Origin of the sequence: Rhodanobacter sp. L36, assembly GCF_009765755.1 — a bacterium.
Classification (GTDB): Bacteria; Pseudomonadota; Gammaproteobacteria; order Xanthomonadales; family Rhodanobacteraceae; genus Rhodanobacter.
In genome coordinates, this window is record NZ_LMUV01000011.1 from 1,662,755 (window position 1) to 1,680,313 (window position 17,559).

Genomic DNA, 17,559 nt, shown 5'->3' on the forward strand with positions numbered 1-17,559 from the left:
TGCTCTCGGAACGAATCGGCATTCGTCGTCGTAATCAGGGTGCGGTGCCGGCCGCCGCCGGAGTCGAATTACAGGCCTTGCCGTGCAGCGCATCGCGCAGGGTCGAAGCGAGTGAATTGCAGCGCGCACTGAGCTGCGGGCGGATATCCGGATCCAGCGAATCGCGCAGCAGGCTGGTGCGCATCGCCTCATAGCGCGATGGCAATTGTCCCGGCGAATAGATGCCCGCCGCCTTGTGGCAGGCCATGTAACTGGAGAGATAGTCGTCGCACGCCGGTATGCCGGTGTGATCCGGCAAGTGGCTCTTGCTCACGTGGGTGCTCGTGCTGGAATGCGTGCGCGTGGGAACGATGGTGGCATCCACGGTGCGGGTGGTGGGTCCGTTCGCGCGACTGGTGGTTGTCGTGGTGACGGCTGTCGGTCGCGCGACCTGTTTGTCGGCGCAGCCGGCCAGTATCAGGCTGGCGGTCAGGGCGACCAAGGTCAGTCGGGGCAGGGTAAACATGGCGCTCTCCTAAGGGGACAACCGGGTAACTGGAACGGTTCGCCAATCCATGGATGATTCGCCTGCCACTAGACAGGACCGCAAGTAAAGAAAATCTGAATTTGCCGCATCGACCGGATACGTTACCCGAGAACGGCTCTGCGCGGTCCGGAAGTGTCTACTGGCGCACTGCGGCTTCTACGTTATGATCCGGCCACTGTGTTTGCCGGGGTCACCGAATCACGTGACCCGATGCAGCTGATCCGCGATCCGCGACATCGTTCACCCCAGGGTTGTTTCCTTGCACACCAGTGATATCGGCGCACGCGTGTGCCGATCCATCCAACCCGTGGAGTGTTCAACATGTCAGATCGTCAGATCGGTACCGTCAAATGGTTCAACGATGCCAAGGGCTTCGGTTTCATCGCCCGTGACAATGGCCCGGACGTTTTCGTGCATTTCAGGGCGATTACCGGTGCCGGCTTCAAGAGCCTGCAGGAAGGACAGCAGGTTTTCTTCAAGGTGGTGCAGGGCCAGAAAGGCCTGCAGGCCGAAGAAGTCACTCCGGCCTGAGAACCCGTGACGCATGGAAACCGGGCAGGAATGCCCGGTTTTTTATTGCCCGGACCAGTGGCCGGAAAAAATAGCTTGACAAATCACTCGCGTAACGGAAATCCGTTATGCTTGGAAAACTGCGTCTGCCTGGCCCGCGCGTGCGGGGATATGGTTTCCTGTTTCCATATCGCTACACCCTCATCCTTGCATGCTCAGTAAAACCGTCGGCCCATGGGGCCGGTTTGTCTCAAGAGTCTGGAAAGGATCGGAGTGAGTCATGTCGGATCGTGAAGTAGGTACCGTCAAGTGGTTCAACGACGCCAAGGGCTTCGGCTTCATCAGCCGGGAGAGCGGCCCTGACGTGTTCGTGCACTTTCGCGCCATCAGCGGCTCGGGTTTCAAGAGTCTGCAGGAAGGTCAGAAGGTAAGCTTCAAGGTGGTCAACGGCCAGAAAGGCCTGCAAGCGGAAGATGTCACGCCCGCCTGATCGCGGTGACAGAATTCTTTGGGGGCCGGCGCAAGCCGGCCCTTTTTTGTGCGCGCGCGGGGCGATTTCTTTGTGATGCGTTTGCCGAGTCGTTTCGCTAGCCTGTCCGGATGACCAGCCCTCCCGGCGCCACCGCGAATGAATCCACACGCCAGCTGACGCTGCCGGTTCGCGTGGACGATGGATCGACGTTCGACCTGCTGTGCGTCTCGCCGCACGGCGAATGGAGCGATTGCCTGTTCTGGATTCCCGCCATGGGCGTCCCCGCGCGGCAGTATCTTCCGCTCGCCCAATCGCTGGCTACGCGTGGTATTGCCGTGGTCATTCACGAATGGCGCGGCATCGGTTCGAGCAACCGGCGCGCGGGTCGACAAGTAAATTGGGGCTACCGCGAATTGCTGATGGACGACTTGCCCGCCGCGTGTACTACGCTGCGCGCGCAATGGCCGACCGCGAAATGCTGGCTCGGCGGCCACAGCCTGGGCGGTCAACTGGGCTCGCTCCATGCGAGTCAGCATCTGAACGAATTCGCCGGGCTCGTGCTGGTGGCCAGCGGCTCGCCGTACTGGCGTCGGTTTCCTCGTCGCTGGCTGATCGGCGCGGCTTACATATTGGCACCGCTGCTGGCTCAAATGGTGGGGCATCTGCCCGGGAGGCGTATCGGGTTCGGTGGCAACGAAGCACGTGGCGTGATCGCCGACTGGGCTCGCAGCGGGCGAAGCGGCCGCTACGCCGCAACAGGGGTTGAACAGGATTTCGAACACGACCTCGGCAAGTTGCAGCTGCCGATGCTGGCGCTGCGCCTGCGCGATGACTGGCTTGGTCCGCAGACATCTCTGGACTGGCTGCTTGGAAAAATGCCGCAGTCATCGTGTAACACGCAGGTGATCGCGCCGGGCGACCTCGGCGGTGCGAACGCTGATCACTTCGGCTGGATGAAAACGCCGGACGCCATTGCCGCACGCATTGCCGAGTGGTTCGGAAGATGACGAATGTTTAATCCACGACGTGCCCGATCGCCTCTACCCTTGCTGCAGCACGTGGGCCTGGCCACGATCTAGGAAAACCGATGAGCCTGTTCGATCCCTTCGCCCAGCGCAGCCTCACGCTTCGCAATCGTCTGGTCGTGTCACCGATGTGCGAATACTCGGCGACCGATGGCATTCCCGATCACTGGCATCTCGTGCATCTGGGCAGCCGCGCAGTCGGCGGTGCAGCCGTGGTGTTCACCGAGGCCACGGCGGTATCTGCGCAAGGGCGTATCTCCGCGGGCGACACCGGCCTGTGGAATGACGAACAACTCGAGGCTTGGCAGCCCATCGCCAAATTCATCAAGGCGCAGGGCGCGATCGCCGGTGTACAGCTTGCGCATGCCGGACGCAAGGCCAGCGCGCAGCTTCCGTGGGAAGGCGGTGGCGCGCTGTCGGCGGGCGAGGGCGATTGGGTCACCGTCGCACCATCGGCCTTGCCTTTCGACATCGGCTGGCACACGCCGCGCGCGATGGATAAATCCGATATCGATGCGGTGGTGGCCGATTTCCGAGCTGCCGCAGTGCGCGCATTCGCCGCCGGTTTCGAGCTGATCGAGCTGCACGCAGCGCACGGCTATCTGCTGCATCAGTTCATGTCGGAACTTACCAACGAGCGCAACGATTCTTACGGCGGCACTTTCGAGAATCGCACCCGCATCGTGCGCGAAGTCGTGGCCGCCGTGCGCGACGTCTGGCCGGAACGCTTGCCGTTGTGGCTGCGTATTTCCGCCACTGACTGGACGGAGCATGGCTGGGACATCGAGCAGAGCGTCGAACTCGCGAAGCGTTTGAAGCCGATGGGCGTGGATCTCATCGATGCTTCCAGTGGCGGCATCATCCCGCGCGTGCATATTCCGCTGTGCCCCGGCTATCAGGTACCGCTTGCCGCGCGTATCCGTCGTGAAGCACAGGTAGCCACCGGCGCGGTCGGCCTCATCACCGAGGCCGAACAGGCTGCCGGTATCATCGAACGCGGCGAAGCGGACGTGATCCTGATGGCGCGCGAAAGCCTGCGCGATCCATACTTTCCCCGCCGTGCCGCGAAATCGCTCGACGTGATCTTTCCGGCACCGATCCAATACCAGCGTGCCTGGTAATCAAGGGAGAATCCATGCAAGCCCAGCCGATACTGATCAAAGGACAGATCCACGACCTCGGCGACGGGTTTGCCGCGCGACGCATGCTGCCGATGGCGCAGGTGCGACACGTGGGGCCGCTGGTTTTTTTCGATCACTTCGGTCCGGCCACCTTTGCGGCGGGCAACGGCATGGATGTGCGACCGCATCCGCACATCGGGCTGGCCACCATCAGCTGGCTGTTCGAGGGACAGATACGCCATCGCGACAGCCTCGGCAGCCTGGTCGACATTCGCCCCGGCGAAGTGAACTGGATGACTGCCGGTCGCGGCATCGTGCATTCCGAACGCACACCGCCGGAGCCACGACGTGATGGACAGAGCTTGCACGGCGTGCAGATCTGGGTGGCGCTACCGCAGGCCGACACCGAGGTCGCGCCGGAATTTCATCACCACGATCGCGAACAACTCCCGCGCATTCGCCAGGACGGTGTGGAAGCAGTGCTGATCGCGGGCGATGCCTACGGCGCACAATCGCCAGTGAAAATATTCGCGCCGATGTTCCTGCTCGAAGTGCAATTGAAAGCAAGCACCGACTGGCCGATGCCACAGGAACATGCCGAGCGTGGTGTGCTGGTCATCGAAGGTGCATTGCGTTGGGGCGATCTGGATATCGCCGCCACGCAGATGGCCGTGCAGACCGGCCCGACCGCACCATCGCTGCACGCGGTGGTAGACAGCCGATTGATCCTGTTCGGTGGCGCGCCGCTGGATGGCGAGCGGCATCTGTGGTGGAACTTCGTCGCCCCTTCGCGCGAGCGCATCGAGCAGGCCAAGGCGGACTGGCAGGCGCAGCGTTTCGGTACGGTTCCCGGCGACGATCAGGAATTCATTCCGCTGCCGGGTTGATCCACAGCACAGATCGAATCAGACGAGCGACGCATGGCCGAGTTCAGCAGCTTCAACCAGTTCTATAGCTACTACTTGGGCGAGCACGCGAACCGCATCTGCCGGCGGCTGCATTTCGTCGGCAGCACGCTGGTGATCCTGGCGATCATCGCGGCGCTGCTCACCGGCCAGGCGCGCTGGTTATGGCTGGCGCCGATAGCCGGCTACGGATTCGCATGGGTCGGCCATTTCTTCTTCGAAAAGAATCGACCCGCCACCTTCAGGCATCCGCTCTACAGCCTGTGGGGCGACTGGGTGATGTACGCGCAGATGCTGCGCGGCAAGATCCGGCTTTGAGACATCGCTGCCGGAGATTCGCTCTCCGGCGCAGCTTGCCCGAAGTCACCGATACTTCTGGTGACAACTCTTGCAGGCTTGCCCGATCGGCTTCATCACCACGGCAAGCGCCGCGCAATCGGCGGGTGCGGCCTGCACAGCTTCCTGTGCGTGCGTCTGCAATTGCCCTGCGTCATCGACGAATTCTTTTTCCGATACGCCGAACACCGGCACGATATCCGCGGCCGTCGATTGCACCCGTTCCAGATGATGCTTGACCACCGCGGCGTCGCACTGCTTCGCCTTCAGCGCCTTGCCCAGCTGTCCCATGTGGTAATCCATGGTGTGCATCACGGCCGCAGGCATCGGGTTGCGATCCTTCAGCGTATTCATCACCTGGACGGTACCGAGGATGCCGATCACCCCTCCCAGCAGGATCATCAGGGCTACACGCATGGCTTGGTTCCAGTGGCAGTGGCGAAGGGCCAGAGGATACCCGCCACGGCGCTGCGCATCCATGCGCGATAAAATATCGGGATGAGCGAAACCAGAACCTTTCCGATCGAACGTTTCCAGGGCGTCGAACGCCTGTACGGCGTGGGCAGCATCGACAAGCTTTCGCAGGCGCATGTGTGCGTGATCGGTGTTGGTGGCGTTGGCTCGTGGGCCGCGGAAGCGCTGGCGCGCAGTGGCGTGGGCCGGCTCACGTTGATCGACGCGGATGAAATCTGCTTGTCCAACACCAATCGCCAGCTGCATGCACTCGATGGCGAATACGGCAAACCCAAAGTCGGCGTGATGGCGACGCGCGCGCATGCGATCAACCCGACCATCCGACTGGACGCGATCGAACGTTTTCTCACGCCGTCGACGCTCGACGAATTGCTCGATCGCGGTTACGACGTCGTGCTCGACGCCTGCGATGCGTTCCGCGTGAAACTCGAAACCATCGCGTGGTGTCGTCGCCGAAAGCTGCCGATCGTCAGCGTCGGCTCGGCCGGTGGCCGCACCGATTCCACGCAGATTCGCGTGCGTGATTTGTCGCGCACCGAACACGATGCGATGTTCAGTCTGATCCGGAAAAAGCTCCGCACCGATTTCAATTTTCCGCGCAACCCCGATCGCTACTTCGGTGTTTCAGCCGTCTATTCGCTGCAGAACGTGCAGTATCCGCAACCCGACGGCAGCGTCGGCGGCAACCGTCCGACGGGCGGTGATCCGTTGAACCTCGCCTGCGGCGGCGGCCTCGGCGCGGCGACGCATGTTACCGGTGCGTTCGCGTTCGCGGCGGTGGGCAGGGTGATCGAGAAGTTGCTTGGTCTGTAGGAGGGCCCCCTGTGCGCAATGTTTTTTGCCCGTAAAGCATCGCTAAATGCATCGCGCACAAGGTGCGCTCCTACGGAATCAATCACAAAATCACCAACCCATGTAGTGCCCGCCATTGATCGCCAGGTTCGCGCCGGTGATCCAGCTCGCCTGATCGCCGGTGAAGAACGCCACCGCATGCGCGATCTCGTCTGGCCGTCCGAGACGACCCACCGGAATCTGCGCGACGATTTTCTCGCGCACTTCTTCGGGTACCGCCATCACCATGTCGGTGCCTACGTAGCCGGGTGACACGGTGTTCACGGTGATGCCGAATTTCGCGTTCTCCTGTGCCAGCGAAATGGAGAAGCCGTGCATGCCGGCCTTGGCCGCCGCGTAATTGGCCTGGCCGTACTGACCCTTCTGGCCGTTGATCGAGCTGATCTGCACGATGCGTCCCCACTTGCGCGCGCGCATGCCGTCGATCACCGGCCGCGTCACGTTGAAGCACGCGTTCAAGTTGGTGTTCACCACGTCCATCCACTGCTGATAGCTCATCTTGTGGAAGGTGCTGTCGCGCGTGATGCCTGCGTTGTTGATCAGGATGTCCACCGGCCCGCATTTTTCTTCCACCGCGCGGATCATCGATTCGCTCGCGGCAGGATCGGAGACATCGCCCGGCACGATGCAAACGTCGATGCCGTCAGCCGCCATCACTTTCTGCCACGCCTCGGCTTTGGCCTGGTCGCGGTAATTGGTGGCGACCTTGTGACCTTGGCCGGCGAGGTAGCGGACGATCGCGCTGCCGATGCCGCCGGTTCCGCCAGTAACCAATGCCGTGCGTTGTGTCATATCCGTTGAACTCCTGTGTGGTGGGCGAGGCAGAAACGAGGGCGGCATCTTCGCAAAGCCGCTGTTGCAGAATCGCGAAGGGATGCGATCGTTCCCGCTTTATAGCGTTTCAGCTGGAAGAGTGACCGCTGCAATGCGGCAAAAGTGCCGGGTCGAAATCCTCCAACGCACGCGTCATCAACGCGTCGGCATCGATGGCCTGTGCCGGCGTGGGCACATTCAGAAAGTCGAGCGCAAAGCGAAGTGCCGGCAACGGATCGGTGGCATCCACCGGAAACGCCTGCGTGGATTTGGACAATTTGTGACCCTCGGCATCCATCACCAGCGGCAGGTGTCGATACGTCGGCATCGGCAGATCAAGGCATCGCTGCAGCCAGATCTGTCGCGCGGTGGAGTCAAGCAGATCCGCGCCACGCACCACGTCGGTAATGCCCTGAAACGCATCGTCGACCACACAGGCGAGCTGGTACGAATAGAAACCTTCGACGCGGCGTATCACGAAATCGCCGGCGCTCTCTCGCAGGCTCTGCCGCTGCGGTCCCTGCAATGCATCGTCGAAGCTCACGTCGATATCCGGCACGCGCATGCGCCACGCAGGCCGGCGATTCGCGACCGGCCGAGCGACGCAATGTCCGTCGCGATGCATGTCGCCACTGGCCGCCAGATCGTTGCGACTGCACCAGCAGGCGAACACCAGGCCGGCTTCGCGCAAGGTGGCGAACGCAACGTCGTACGCCGCAATCCGTTGCGACTGCAACAACACAGGTGCGTCGGCGCGCAGGCCGAACGCTGGCAGCGCGGCCAGAATCGATGCGGCCGAACCGGGCACCTCGCGCGGCGGGTCGATATCTTCCATCCGCAGCAACCATTCGCCGCCGGCGTATCGCGCGCACAGCCAGCTGGCCACAGCCGCCACCAGCGAACCCGCGTGCAGCGATCCGGTAGGTGAAGGAGCGAAACGGCCGCGATAAGTCATGCAGTTATTTTAGTGCGGACGGAGATGGCGCGAGCCCCAAGCGTGTCCCCGGCCTTGAAAGCGCCGCGTCGCGCCCGAATCTTGAACCCGGATTCCCCGTTTCATGACTGCCACCAAGAGAGAGACAGCCATGCGTCGCATCGCGCTTTTCATCGGTACCAACCTCGCCGTTCTGCTCCTGCTGAGCATCGTGTGCCACCTGTTCGGCATCGATCAAATGGCGGCCAGTCGCGGCTATGGCGGCATGGGTGGGCTGCTCGCGTTTGCCGCCGTGTTCGGCATGGGCGGCGCGTTCATTTCGTTGGCGATGTCCAAGACCATTGCCAAGTGGTCGACTGGCGCGCAGGTCATCACGCAGCCGCAGAGCGACACCGAGCGCTGGCTGGTCGACACCGTGCGCCGCCATGCGCAGAACGCCGGCATCGGCATGCCCGACGTGGCGATCTACAACGCACCGGAGATGAACGCGTTCGCCACCGGCATGACCAAGAACCACGCGCTCGTCGCGGTGAGTTCCGGCCTGCTGCAGCAGATGGATCGCGAGCAGATCACCGCCGTGCTCGGCCACGAGATCGGTCATGTCGCCAACGGCGACATGGTCACTCTCACGTTGATCCAGGGCGTGCTCAACACACTTGTGATCCTGGCTGCGCGCATCGTCGGCCGCGCCGTGGATAGCTGGATGGGCGGCAGCAACAACCGCGGTGGCGGCATTGGCTACTTCGTGGTGGTGATGGTGCTGCAGATCGTGTTCGGCCTGTTCGCCTCGATGATAGTGGCGGCGTTCTCGCGCTGGCGTGAGTTCCGCGCGGATGCCGCCGGCGCACAGTTTGCCGGTCGCGGCGCGATGATCTCCGCGCTGCAGCGCCTGCAGGCCAACCACGGCGAAAGCACCTTGCCCAACACCATCGCGGCGTTCGGCATTTCCGGGCCGCTGGCAGAAGGCATCAAGAAACTCTTCATGAGCCACCCGCCACTGGACGTGCGCATCGCCGCGCTGCGCAACGCGGCCTGATGCGCTGTGTAGTGAGCTGCGCGCCGCGTAGACACGCGGCACCGTAAACTTGTCGATTCGTCATTCCAGCGCAGGCCGATATCCGGCCTGTGTTGGAACCAACGCCAAACATTCACGCAACAACGGAAACATCCACGCATGAACGCACCCGCCACCGAAACCCGCAAATTCGAAGCCGAAGTCGCCCAGGTGCTGCACCTGGTCACGCACTCGCTGTACTCGCACAAGGAGATCTTTCTGCGCGAGCTGATCTCCAACGCCTCCGACGCCTGCGACAAGCTGCGCTTCGAGTCGATCGCCAACCCGGCGTTGTCCGCCGGCGACAGCGAGCTGCACATCGACGTGAGCTGGGATCCGGATGCGCGCACCGTCACCATCCGCGACAACGGCATCGGCATGACGCGCGACGAAGTGGTGGCCAACATCGGCACCATCGCCAGCTCCGGCACCAAGCGCTTTCTCGAGGCGATGTCCGGCGAGCAGAAGGCTGATGCCCGTTTGATCGGCCAGTTCGGCGTGGGCTTCTATTCCGCCTTCGTGGTCGCCGACAAAGTCACCGTGCTCACGCGCCGCGCGGACGCACCGGCCAGTGATGGCGTGAAGTGGGAGAGCGACGGCAAGGGCGAATATTCGCTGGAGCAGACCGAGCTTGCCGAGCGCGGTACGGCGGTGATCCTGCATCTGAAAGCCGACGAGGACGAGTTCCTCAAGCGCTGGCAGTTGCGTCAGCTCATCACGCGCTACTCCGATCACGTCGCGTTTCCGATCCGCATGCCGCTCGAGAAAGACGACAAGCCCACCGACGAATTCGAAACCGTCAACGCCGCCTCCGCGCTGTGGACCAAGCCGAAATCCGAGATCAGCGACGAGGATTACCAGAGCTTCTACAAATCGCTCGGCCATGATTTCAACGACGCGCTGGCGTGGACGCACAACCGCGTCGAAGGCAGCCAGAGCTTCACCACGCTGCTCTATCTTCCGTCGCAGCCGCCGTTCGATTTGATGATGGGCGGGCGCGACGAGCGCAAGGGGCTGAAGCTTTACATCAAGCGCGTCTTCATCATGGACGCCGCCGAAGAGTTGCTGCCCAACTACCTGCGCTTCGTGCGCGGCGTGGTCGATGCGGATGACCTGCCGCTCAACGTGAGCCGCGAAATCCTGCAGCAGAACCGGCAGCTCGAGCGCATCAAGGCCGCGTGCGTCAAACGCGTGCTCGACTTGATCGAGAAACTCGCGCGCGACGAACCCGAAAAATTCGCCGCCTTCTACAAGGCGTTCGGCAACACGCTCAAGGAAGGCATCAGCGAAGACGCCAACAACCGCGAGCGCATCGCCAAGCTGCTGCGCTTCGCATCCACCAAAGGCGAGGGCAGCGCGCAGACCGTTTCCTTCGATGACTACATCGGCCGCATGCCGGTCGGCCAGGACACCGTCTGGTTCATCACGGCCGACAGCTACGCCGCCGCCATCGGCAGCCCGCAGCTCGAGGCGTTCAAGGTCAAGGGCACCGAAGTGCTGCTGATGTTCGATCGCATCGACGAATGGATGCTCGGTTCGTTGAGCGAATACAGCGGCAAGAAACTGCAGAACGTCGCCAAGGGCGAACTGCCGCTCGACGAAGCCGACAAGAAAAAACAGGAAGAGTCCGCGAAGGAGGCCGAACCGCTGGTCAAGAAACTCAAGGACCTGCTCGGCGACCGCGTCGGCGATGTACGCGTCTCCGCCCGCCTCACCGACTCACCCTCGTGCCTCGCGCTCAGCGATTACGAAATGGCCCCGCACCTCGCGCGTCTGCTTCGTGAAGCCGGCCACGACATGCCGGAAAACAAACCGACGCTGGAAATCAATCCGCAACACGCGTTGCTCAAGCGCGTCGAGGCGGAGGCCGATGAGGCGAAAGCCAAGGACCTCGCCACGCTGTTGCTTGAGCAGGCGGAGATTGCTGCGGGTGCGCAGTTGCCGGATCCGTCGGCGTTTGTGCAGCGATTGAATCGGGTGTTGCTGGGGTGACGCGCTGCGCTCGTTGCTGATGCTGAAAGGCCGCCCATGGGCGGCCTTTCTTTTTGCCCTCTCGCCCCTTTGGGACAGGGCCGGGGTTAGAGGCGGGTGCTCGCCACGAATTTCCTTTTCGTCAATCCAGCGAAGGCCGGAATCGCGTCCGCGTCCTCTCTGGTGAACTCAGTCGCGCCTCTGCTTGTGCGAACCCGCATGAGGTCAGCATGTGGTTACTTGTCTCCTTGATCGCGATATTCGATATGGTCGAAAGCAAACCTGACTTGAAGGAAATACCTTTTCAGCAACGTACCGGATAGCAAGAAAAAGTCAGGAGGCAGATGACGGATGGAATGCCAACCTCCATCGCTTCGCCGACGCGGCCGAATGGCAGTCATCACTTTCTTTTCCCGACACCAGGTACAGCAGCAACTTGTTTCATCCACGCAGCGATCTGACGCTCGTCGAGGTCGCCCGCGGATGCGAGCTCCGCGCCCCGCGTGGCCTTGCCCATGCCGACAGGCGTCACTGGCGGCACGGGCTTAAGCGCCGCGCCGTTGACGAACATCAGCTTGACGTGCCCGGCGAAACCACCGCAACAGAAACACCAGCCATCGCCGACCCCGTACCACGCGATGCCCCATTTGACGGCGCGCTGGAGGCCGGGCAGTGTTTTCGACGCCAGCGCGTCGACACGCTCGGCGATACCTCGCTGCGGCTGCGGCAGGCTGGCGATATAGGCAAAGACAGGTTTGTCGCCATCCGCTGCCTTCGCGGGGCTGGCTCGGCCGGTCATGGCTTCCGGCAGCGTCACCGTGTCTTTGCTCTTGGTCGGCGTGCGATCCGCCGATTTGCGCGCCGGGGTTTTGGACGTCTTGTCCGTCTTCGGGGTGAGCATGGTCGTCTCCAGTAACGCCTCAGGGTATTGGCATGATCGTACTTGTGCAGGAGGCTGCCAGGTATTTTCGCGATGGCGCTGAGCTTTCTTCGGGCCAGATGGAAATGGGGGTCAGCGCGGGTTATGTGGCTTTTTGGAAGTAGAGCTTTCGTGCCGCTGTGCGGCCCGAGTCACTTTCTCTTTGGCCACGCAAAGAGAAAGTGACTCGCGCTCCGCAGGAGCACGAAAGCTCTGCTTTGAAGATCACACGATGACGAGAGTTGGATGACCAGCTTCGCTGTTGTAAAGCTCTTCCGGCCTTCGCCGGAACGACGACGTGAAGTTGAACGGCGATGCCGCTCTCGCAGGGATGACCAACAGGAAGGTTCGTGGCGAGCACCCACCCCTCACCCTTCCCGAATGAAATCCACAAACGCCCGCAACGGCGACGGCACATGCCGTCTGCCGGAGTAGTAGAGGAAGGGGCCGTCGAAGCTTTGGCACCACGGTTCAAGGATGGGCACGAGGGCGCCGCTGGCGATGTGTGGGCGTAGCCAGTCTTCGAATAAATGGACAATGCCGAGTCCGTCGATGGCACCTTGAACGGCGAGATCGAACGCTGCGCCTTGGCGCACTTGCAGCGGGCCGGGCGGGTCGATGCGCACCACTTCACCGTCGCGTTCGAATTCCCAGACGGCGATGGCGCCGCCGGCGAACTGGCCGCGCATGCAGGCGTGTTGCAGCAGGTCGCGCGGGTGTTCGGGGCGGCCGCGCGCTTGCAGATATTCGGGTGCGGCGGCGGTCATCAGGCGTTGCGTGCGCGGGCCGATCGGCACGGCGATCACGTCCTGCGCGAGGCGTTCGTCGTAGCGGATGCCGGCGTCGCAGCCGGCGGCCAGCAGGTCGACGAAGCTGTCTTCGACGGTCACTTCGAGGCGGATCTCCGGGTAACGCTTGAGGAACGGCTTGATGATCGGCGGCAGCACGGTACGCGCGACGTTGGCCGGCACGTTGAGTCGCAGGGTGCCGGCGGGGCGGTCGCGGAAATGGTTGACCACGTCGAGCGAGGCCTGCACTTCGGCGAGCGCGGGGGTGAGCCGCTCGACCAGCAGCGCGCCCGCTTCGGTCGCCGATACGCTACGCGTGGTGCGATGGAGCAGGCGCATGCCGAGCCGCGCTTCGAGGCGTTTCACCGCTTCGCTCAGTTGCGAGGCGGAGCCGTTGCCGACGCGCGCGGCCTCGCGGAATCCGCCCGCCTGCACCACGGCGAGAAAGGCGAGCAGGTCCTGCATGTCGTTTGCCATCGTTCGGTTTTCCGTACGGCCCGTGCGGATTGTGTCGGATTATCGTGCAGCCGGCGCGGGCCTATAGTCGGGTTCGCCTTCACCGATATCCCCAGGGAGTCAGACATGAGCCACCTCAAGCAAGCCGGATCGTTTCAGCTCGGTCACCGAAAAGTTCACCGCATGGGCTACGGCGCCATGCAGCTCGCCGGCCCCGGCGTGTTCGGCCCGCCGAAGGATCACGCCGCCGCGCTGGCGGTGTTGCGCGCGGCGCTGGAAGCAGGCGTGGATCACATCGATACCAGCGATTTCTACGGCCCGCACATCACCAACAAGATCATTCGCGAGGCGCTGCAGCCGTATGCCGACGATCTGGTGATCGTCACCAAGGTCGGCGCGCTGCGCGGTGACGATGCTTCGTGGAATCCGGCGCAGAGTCCGGCGCAACTCGAGCAGGCGGTACACGACAACCTGCGCAACCTCGGGCTCGACGTGCTGGAGGTGGTCAACCTGCGCGTGATGGGCGACGTGCACGCGCCATCCGAAGGTTCGATCGAACTGCAGTTCAGTACGTTGGCCAAGCTGCAGCAGCAAGGTTTCATCCGCCATCTCGGCCTCAGCAATGTCACGGCCACGCAAGTCATCGAAGCGCAGCGCATCGCGCCGGTGGTGTGCGTGCAAAACCAGTTCAACCTCGCGCATCGCGAAGATGATGCGCTGGTCGATGCGCTCGGCGCGCAGGGCATCGCGTACGTGCCGTTCTTTCCGCTTGGCGGTTTCACCCCGCTGCAATCGCAGACGCTCACCGATGTGGCCGCGCGTCTCGATGTTGTACCGATGCAGGTCGCACTCGCGTGGCTGCTCGCACGCGCGCCGAACATTTTGCTGATTCCCGGCACGTCGTCGCTGGGCCATCTGCGCGAAAACCTGGCAGCGGCCGAACTGAAGCTCGATGAAAAAACCATGGCCGAGCTGGACGGCATCGGCAACAGCTGACAACGCGACGGCGAAGCATCGGGTTTCTTGCCAGCTTTTGCGATCTCCACTAGCGTGCGCCGACCAGCGTTGGGGGCGTGGCTCTTGAAAATCTCGATCGGCAAGCGCCTGTTCTTCGCCGTGCTGCTGTCCATCGTGGCGGTCGGCGCGATCGGCGTGGGCTTGGTGCGCTGGCGACTGGCGGGTGATTTTTCGCAGTACGCCGCCAATATCGAAGTGCAACGACTGGACGGATTGATTGGCGCGTTGACGGCGCAATACCGGCAGCACGCCGGTTGGTCGTTCGTGCCGACGCAACCGGACAATCAGCGAACCTGGTTGCGCGATGAACTCACGCGCGCGCAGGCCGCCCATGATGCGAAAGCCGCGGCGGCACCGTTGTCGCCGAGCCTCGGCTATCGCATCGGCCTGCTTGATCAGGATCAGCGCTATCTCGCCGGCGCGATTGCCAGCCCGGTGATGATCGCGGTGGCATCGATTGATACCCTGCGCCGGCCCATCGTCGTCGATGCACACACCGTCGGCTGGCTGGTGATCGTCAAACCGCAGAATCCCGACGATGGCTTGGCCGTCGCGTTTCTGGTCGAGCAGCAGAAAAGTTTGCTGGTGATCGCGGGCATCAGCGTATTGCTGAGTGCCCTGGCGGCGGCGTTGCTGGCGGCGCATTTCCGCAAGCCGGTGAAACAGCTGGTCGATGGCGCACGTCGGCTTGGTGAGGGGCAGTTCGATATGCGGCTGTCGATTCATCGCAGTGATGAGCTGGGCGAACTGGCCGATACCTTCAACCATGTCGCCGCGCGGCTGGAAGACACCGAGCGCTGGCGCCAGCAATGGGTGGCCGATACGTCGCATGAATTGCGCACGCCGCTGTCGGTGTTGCGCGTGCAGATGGAAGCGTTGCAGGACGGCATTCGCCGCGCCACGCCGGACACCATCGCGTTGATGCTGCGGCAGGTGCACGCATTGACCAAACTGGTCGACGAGTTGCACGAACTGGCAGGCGTGGATGAGGGGCAGCGACATTACGATATGGCTTGCGTCGATGCGTGGATGCTGGCGCGCGATGTCGCCGAAAGCTTCGCGGAGAAAATCCGCATCGCCGGATTGGCGCTGTCGATCGGGCCGGTGCCGACGCGCTCGCTCGTGCATGCCGATGCGAATCGCCTGTGCCAGGTCATCGGCAACCTGCTGGAAAACAGCGTGCGCTATACCGACGCCGGCGGGCTTATCCAACTGCATGCCACGGTGATCCGGCACGAACTGCAGATCACGATGGACGACTCCGCGCCAGCTGTGCCGGCGGATTTGCTGGAGCGTCTGGGCGAGCGCTTCTTCCGCGTCGAGTCGTCGCGCAATCGCGCGCTTGGCGGCACGGGTCTTGGACTCGCGCTGAGTCGGCACATACTCGAAGCACACGGCGGACGTCTCGTGTTCACCGCATCGCCGCTCGGCGGTTTGCGCGCCACGCTCGTGTTGCCGGTGGAAGATTGATGACCACTTCCATCCTCATCGTCGAAGACGAAGGCGATCTCTCCTCGGTCATGCGTGACTACGTGACCGCAGCCGGTTACGCAGCGACGGTGATCGCCGATGGCGCCGAAGCGCTGGCGAGCGTGCGGCGCTCGGTGCCCGATCTGATCGTGCTGGACGTCATGCTGCCGGGTCTCGATGGCCTGACGCTGTGCAAGGCGGTGCGCGCGTTTTCCGAGGTGCCGATCATCATGGTCACCGCGCGCGTACAGGAAATCGATCGACTGCTCGGCCTGGAAACGGGAGCGGACGATTACATGTGCAAGCCTTTCAGCCCGCGAGAAATGGTTGCGCGCATCAAGGCCATCCTTCGTCGCGCGCGTGCAAACGACGCCGACGAGCAGCGACCTTTCGTCATCGACGAAGCTGCGTGCATCGTGCGCATTCACGCGCAGCCACTGGACCTGACATCGGCCGAGTTCAACCTGCTCGCCGCGATGGCGCGGCGCCCCGGCGTGATCCATTCGCGCGCGCAACTGCTTGATGCGATCAGCCGCGACAACCTCGACGCCACCGATCGCGCGATCGACAGCCATGTCAAAAACCTGCGCCGGAAAATCGCCGTGGCAATCCCGGATGTCGAAGTGATCCATTCCGTCTACGGACTCGGCTACCGCTTCGAGGTCTGACCGGCGTCGCGATGCGACGCCTCCCCACAATGTCTCCACATTCCCTTGCGACGCTGCTCTTCATCGACCACCGATGAACCACGCGAGGAATAGAGAGATGAGCATGAAAAAGAAAACAAAGCTGCGCATCACCGCGTTGACCGGCGCAGGCATGCTGTGCGGAGCGGCTATTGGATTGTTCGGCATGCCGGGCCACGCGCAATCCGGGCCGCCGCAGAAAGACATGCGCGTGGACAAGGCGATGCGCGCGGAAGTGATCGACGCCATCGTCGCGAACCTCGATCGTGCGTATGTCTTTCCGGACAAAGCGGCTGCGATGGCTACATCTCTGCGCGCACAACTGCAGCACGGCGATTTCGATGACATCAGCAGCGCCGAGACATTCGCCGACACACTGACCGACGCGCTGCAACGCGACAGTCACGACAAGCATCTCGAAGTGCGCTACTCCGAAGACGCGATACCGCCGACCTTCGATCAGGGCGACTCGCCTGCAGACAAGACGGCGGAACTATCCGAAGCAAAACGCTTCAACTTCGGCTTCGCCAATGTCGACCGGTTGCCTACCGACATCGGCTACATCGACCTGCATCAGTTCGGCAGGAAGGATCAGATCGCCACGCGCGTCGCCGCGAGCATGACGATGATGAGCGATACCAAGGCGCTGATCATCGACCTGCGTCATTGCAGCGGCGGCGATCCGGAAGGCGTGATGTTGTTCGCGAGTTATCTCTACGACCAACCCACGCATCTCAACGACGTCTACTGGCGTGACGAGAACCGTACCGAGCAGCGCTGGACGCAGGCGAGTGTGGTTGGCACGAAATACGGCGAAGCGCGGCCGATCTATCTGCTGACCAGCGCGGATACGTTTTCCGGCTGCGAGGATTTCGCCTATGCGCTGAAGAACAACAGGCGCGCGGTGTTGATCGGCGAGATCACTGGCGGTGGCGCGCATGCCGGCGCACCGCATCGGCTGGACGCGCACTTCATGATGTTCGTTCCGTCGGGCCGGCCGATCAGCCCGGTCACGCACACCGATTGGGAAAACGTCGGTGTGATTCCGAACGTCGAGAGTTCTGCAAAGAAGGCGCTTGTCATCGCGCAGATCGCCGTCATCAGGGACATGCTGAAGACCGAAACGGACCCGGTGTGGCAGCACAAAATGAAAGACCAGCTGCATGATCTGAATTGAATCGCGCGCGGTTGGCCTTGCATACGGCGCGTCGCAGTTCTTCAAGAAAGAGG

General features: G+C 62.6%; 19 protein-coding genes. 13 read left to right on the top strand and 6 right to left on the bottom strand.

What is annotated here, in order from left to right; genetic code table 11:
* Positions 1 to 34: 34 nt before the first annotated feature.
* Complete coding sequence (locus GSQ73_RS17340; RefSeq protein ID WP_158886213.1) at positions 35 to 505, bottom strand: hypothetical protein; 471 nt, start codon at positions 503 to 505, stop codon at positions 35 to 37.
* A gap of 342 nt (positions 506 to 847) precedes the next feature.
* Between GSQ73_RS17340 and GSQ73_RS17345 the strand changes: the two genes are divergently transcribed.
* The 6 genes from GSQ73_RS17345 (at position 848) to GSQ73_RS17370 (ending at position 4,877) form a co-directional block, all read left to right on the top strand.
* Positions 848 to 1,057, top strand: coding sequence for a cold-shock protein (locus GSQ73_RS17345; RefSeq protein ID WP_158886215.1), 210 nt, complete (start codon positions 848 to 850; stop codon positions 1,055 to 1,057).
* A gap of 259 nt (positions 1,058 to 1,316) precedes the next feature.
* Positions 1,317 to 1,526: a cold-shock protein gene (locus tag GSQ73_RS17350; protein ID WP_158886217.1), complete on the top strand. Its 210-nt coding sequence runs from the start codon at positions 1,317 to 1,319 to the stop codon at positions 1,524 to 1,526.
* A 110-nt stretch (positions 1,527 to 1,636) separates the two neighbouring features.
* Positions 1,637 to 2,515, top strand: a complete 879-nt coding sequence (locus GSQ73_RS17355; protein WP_158886219.1) for an alpha/beta fold hydrolase — start codon at positions 1,637 to 1,639, stop codon at positions 2,513 to 2,515.
* Positions 2,516 to 2,595: 80 nt separating this feature from the next.
* Positions 2,596 to 3,654 (top strand): NADH:flavin oxidoreductase/NADH oxidase, encoded by a 1,059-nt coding sequence (locus GSQ73_RS17360; protein WP_158886221.1) that lies wholly within the window; start codon positions 2,596 to 2,598, stop codon positions 3,652 to 3,654.
* Between the two features lie 14 nt (positions 3,655 to 3,668).
* A complete protein-coding gene (locus GSQ73_RS17365; RefSeq protein WP_158886223.1) occupies positions 3,669 to 4,541 on the top strand; it encodes a pirin family protein in 873 nt (290 codons plus the stop codon).
* Positions 4,542 to 4,574: 33 nt separating this feature from the next.
* A complete protein-coding gene (locus tag GSQ73_RS17370) occupies positions 4,575 to 4,877 on the top strand; it encodes a DUF962 domain-containing protein (protein ID WP_158886225.1) in 303 nt (100 codons plus the stop codon).
* Positions 4,878 to 4,922: 45 nt separating this feature from the next.
* On the opposite strand, the gene GSQ73_RS17375 is transcribed toward GSQ73_RS17370, so the two are convergent.
* Entirely contained in the window at positions 4,923 to 5,312 is a 390-nt protein-coding gene (locus GSQ73_RS17375) for a cytochrome c (protein WP_158886227.1), read from the bottom strand.
* An 81-nt stretch (positions 5,313 to 5,393) separates the two neighbouring features.
* Between GSQ73_RS17375 and GSQ73_RS17380 the strand changes: the two genes are divergently transcribed.
* Positions 5,394 to 6,182 carry a tRNA threonylcarbamoyladenosine dehydratase gene (locus GSQ73_RS17380; RefSeq protein ID WP_158886229.1) on the top strand — a complete coding sequence of 263 codons (789 nt, stop codon included), beginning with the start codon at positions 5,394 to 5,396 and terminating at the stop codon, positions 6,180 to 6,182.
* A gap of 90 nt (positions 6,183 to 6,272) precedes the next feature.
* Here GSQ73_RS17380 and phbB read toward each other — a convergent pair whose 3' ends face one another.
* Both phbB and gluQRS read right to left on the bottom strand, forming a co-directional pair.
* The gene (gene phbB / locus GSQ73_RS17385; protein WP_158886231.1) at positions 6,273 to 7,013 is read right to left on the bottom strand and encodes an acetoacetyl-CoA reductase; all 741 of its coding nucleotides are present in this window, start codon (positions 7,011 to 7,013) and stop codon (positions 6,273 to 6,275) included.
* Positions 7,014 to 7,122: 109 nt separating this feature from the next.
* Positions 7,123 to 7,989, bottom strand: a complete 867-nt coding sequence (gene gluQRS, locus GSQ73_RS17390) for a tRNA glutamyl-Q(34) synthetase GluQRS (RefSeq protein WP_158886233.1) — start codon at positions 7,987 to 7,989, stop codon at positions 7,123 to 7,125.
* A 130-nt stretch (positions 7,990 to 8,119) separates the two neighbouring features.
* Here gluQRS and htpX point away from each other — a divergent pair, with 130 nt between their 5' ends.
* Both htpX and htpG read left to right on the top strand, forming a co-directional pair.
* Positions 8,120 to 9,004 carry a protease HtpX gene (htpX, locus tag GSQ73_RS17395; protein WP_158886615.1) on the top strand — a complete coding sequence of 295 codons (885 nt, stop codon included), beginning with the start codon at positions 8,120 to 8,122 and terminating at the stop codon, positions 9,002 to 9,004.
* Between the two features lie 138 nt (positions 9,005 to 9,142).
* Positions 9,143 to 11,014 carry a molecular chaperone HtpG gene (gene htpG / locus GSQ73_RS17400; RefSeq protein ID WP_158886235.1) on the top strand — a complete coding sequence of 624 codons (1,872 nt, stop codon included), beginning with the start codon at positions 9,143 to 9,145 and terminating at the stop codon, positions 11,012 to 11,014.
* A 379-nt stretch (positions 11,015 to 11,393) separates the two neighbouring features.
* Here the strand turns inward: htpG and GSQ73_RS17405 are convergent, their stop codons facing one another.
* Positions 11,394 to 11,894 (bottom strand): DUF1801 domain-containing protein, encoded by a 501-nt coding sequence (locus tag GSQ73_RS17405; protein WP_158886237.1) that lies wholly within the window; start codon positions 11,892 to 11,894, stop codon positions 11,394 to 11,396.
* A 386-nt stretch (positions 11,895 to 12,280) separates the two neighbouring features.
* Positions 12,281 to 13,156 (bottom strand): LysR family transcriptional regulator, encoded by an 876-nt coding sequence (locus GSQ73_RS17410; protein ID WP_216844819.1) that lies wholly within the window; start codon positions 13,154 to 13,156, stop codon positions 12,281 to 12,283.
* A gap of 126 nt (positions 13,157 to 13,282) precedes the next feature.
* Here GSQ73_RS17410 and GSQ73_RS17415 point away from each other — a divergent pair, with 126 nt between their 5' ends.
* The 4 genes from GSQ73_RS17415 to GSQ73_RS17430 all read left to right on the top strand — a co-directional run bounded on the left by GSQ73_RS17415 (position 13,283) and on the right by GSQ73_RS17430 (position 17,506).
* Complete coding sequence (locus tag GSQ73_RS17415) at positions 13,283 to 14,152, top strand: aldo/keto reductase family oxidoreductase (protein WP_158886241.1); 870 nt, start codon at positions 13,283 to 13,285, stop codon at positions 14,150 to 14,152.
* A gap of 84 nt (positions 14,153 to 14,236) precedes the next feature.
* Positions 14,237 to 15,643 (top strand): ATP-binding protein, encoded by a 1,407-nt coding sequence (locus GSQ73_RS17420; RefSeq protein ID WP_158886243.1) that lies wholly within the window; start codon positions 14,237 to 14,239, stop codon positions 15,641 to 15,643.
* Positions 15,643 to 16,311: a response regulator gene (locus GSQ73_RS17425; RefSeq protein ID WP_158886246.1), complete on the top strand. Its 669-nt coding sequence runs from the start codon at positions 15,643 to 15,645 to the stop codon at positions 16,309 to 16,311. Before GSQ73_RS17420 ends, GSQ73_RS17425 begins: the two co-directional genes overlap by 1 nt.
* A 103-nt stretch (positions 16,312 to 16,414) precedes the next feature.
* Complete coding sequence (locus tag GSQ73_RS17430; RefSeq protein WP_158886248.1) at positions 16,415 to 17,506, top strand: S41 family peptidase; 1,092 nt, start codon at positions 16,415 to 16,417, stop codon at positions 17,504 to 17,506.
* Positions 17,507 to 17,559 lie beyond the last annotated feature (53 nt).

Bases quoted from the DNA above. Each gene is read 5' to 3' on its own strand.
- phbB (WP_158886231.1), bottom strand. From the start codon at position 7,013: ATGACACAACGCACGGCATTGGTTACTGGCGGAACCGGCGGCATCGGC.
- GSQ73_RS17340 (WP_158886213.1), bottom strand. From the start codon at position 505: ATGTTTACCCTGCCCCGACTGACCTTGGTCGCCCTGACCGCCAGCCTG.
- htpG (WP_158886235.1), top strand. From the start codon at position 9,143: ATGAACGCACCCGCCACCGAAACCCGCAAATTCGAAGCCGAAGTCGCC.
- GSQ73_RS17380 (WP_158886229.1), top strand. From the start codon at position 5,394: ATGAGCGAAACCAGAACCTTTCCGATCGAACGTTTCCAGGGCGTCGAA.
- GSQ73_RS17370 (WP_158886225.1), top strand. From the start codon at position 4,575: ATGGCCGAGTTCAGCAGCTTCAACCAGTTCTATAGCTACTACTTGGGC.
- GSQ73_RS17375 (WP_158886227.1), bottom strand. From the start codon at position 5,312: ATGCGTGTAGCCCTGATGATCCTGCTGGGAGGGGTGATCGGCATCCTC.
- gluQRS (WP_158886233.1), bottom strand. From the start codon at position 7,989: ATGACTTATCGCGGCCGTTTCGCTCCTTCACCTACCGGATCGCTGCAC.
- GSQ73_RS17355 (WP_158886219.1), top strand. From the start codon at position 1,637: ATGACCAGCCCTCCCGGCGCCACCGCGAATGAATCCACACGCCAGCTG.
- GSQ73_RS17365 (WP_158886223.1), top strand. From the start codon at position 3,669: ATGCAAGCCCAGCCGATACTGATCAAAGGACAGATCCACGACCTCGGC.
- GSQ73_RS17405 (WP_158886237.1), bottom strand. From the start codon at position 11,894: ATGCTCACCCCGAAGACGGACAAGACGTCCAAAACCCCGGCGCGCAAA.
- GSQ73_RS17360 (WP_158886221.1), top strand. From the start codon at position 2,596: ATGAGCCTGTTCGATCCCTTCGCCCAGCGCAGCCTCACGCTTCGCAAT.
- GSQ73_RS17350 (WP_158886217.1), top strand. From the start codon at position 1,317: ATGTCGGATCGTGAAGTAGGTACCGTCAAGTGGTTCAACGACGCCAAG.
- htpX (WP_158886615.1), top strand. From the start codon at position 8,120: ATGCGTCGCATCGCGCTTTTCATCGGTACCAACCTCGCCGTTCTGCTC.
- GSQ73_RS17430 (WP_158886248.1), top strand. From the start codon at position 16,415: ATGAAAAAGAAAACAAAGCTGCGCATCACCGCGTTGACCGGCGCAGGC.
- GSQ73_RS17425 (WP_158886246.1), top strand. From the start codon at position 15,643: ATGACCACTTCCATCCTCATCGTCGAAGACGAAGGCGATCTCTCCTCG.
- GSQ73_RS17415 (WP_158886241.1), top strand. From the start codon at position 13,283: ATGAGCCACCTCAAGCAAGCCGGATCGTTTCAGCTCGGTCACCGAAAA.
- GSQ73_RS17345 (WP_158886215.1), top strand. From the start codon at position 848: ATGTCAGATCGTCAGATCGGTACCGTCAAATGGTTCAACGATGCCAAG.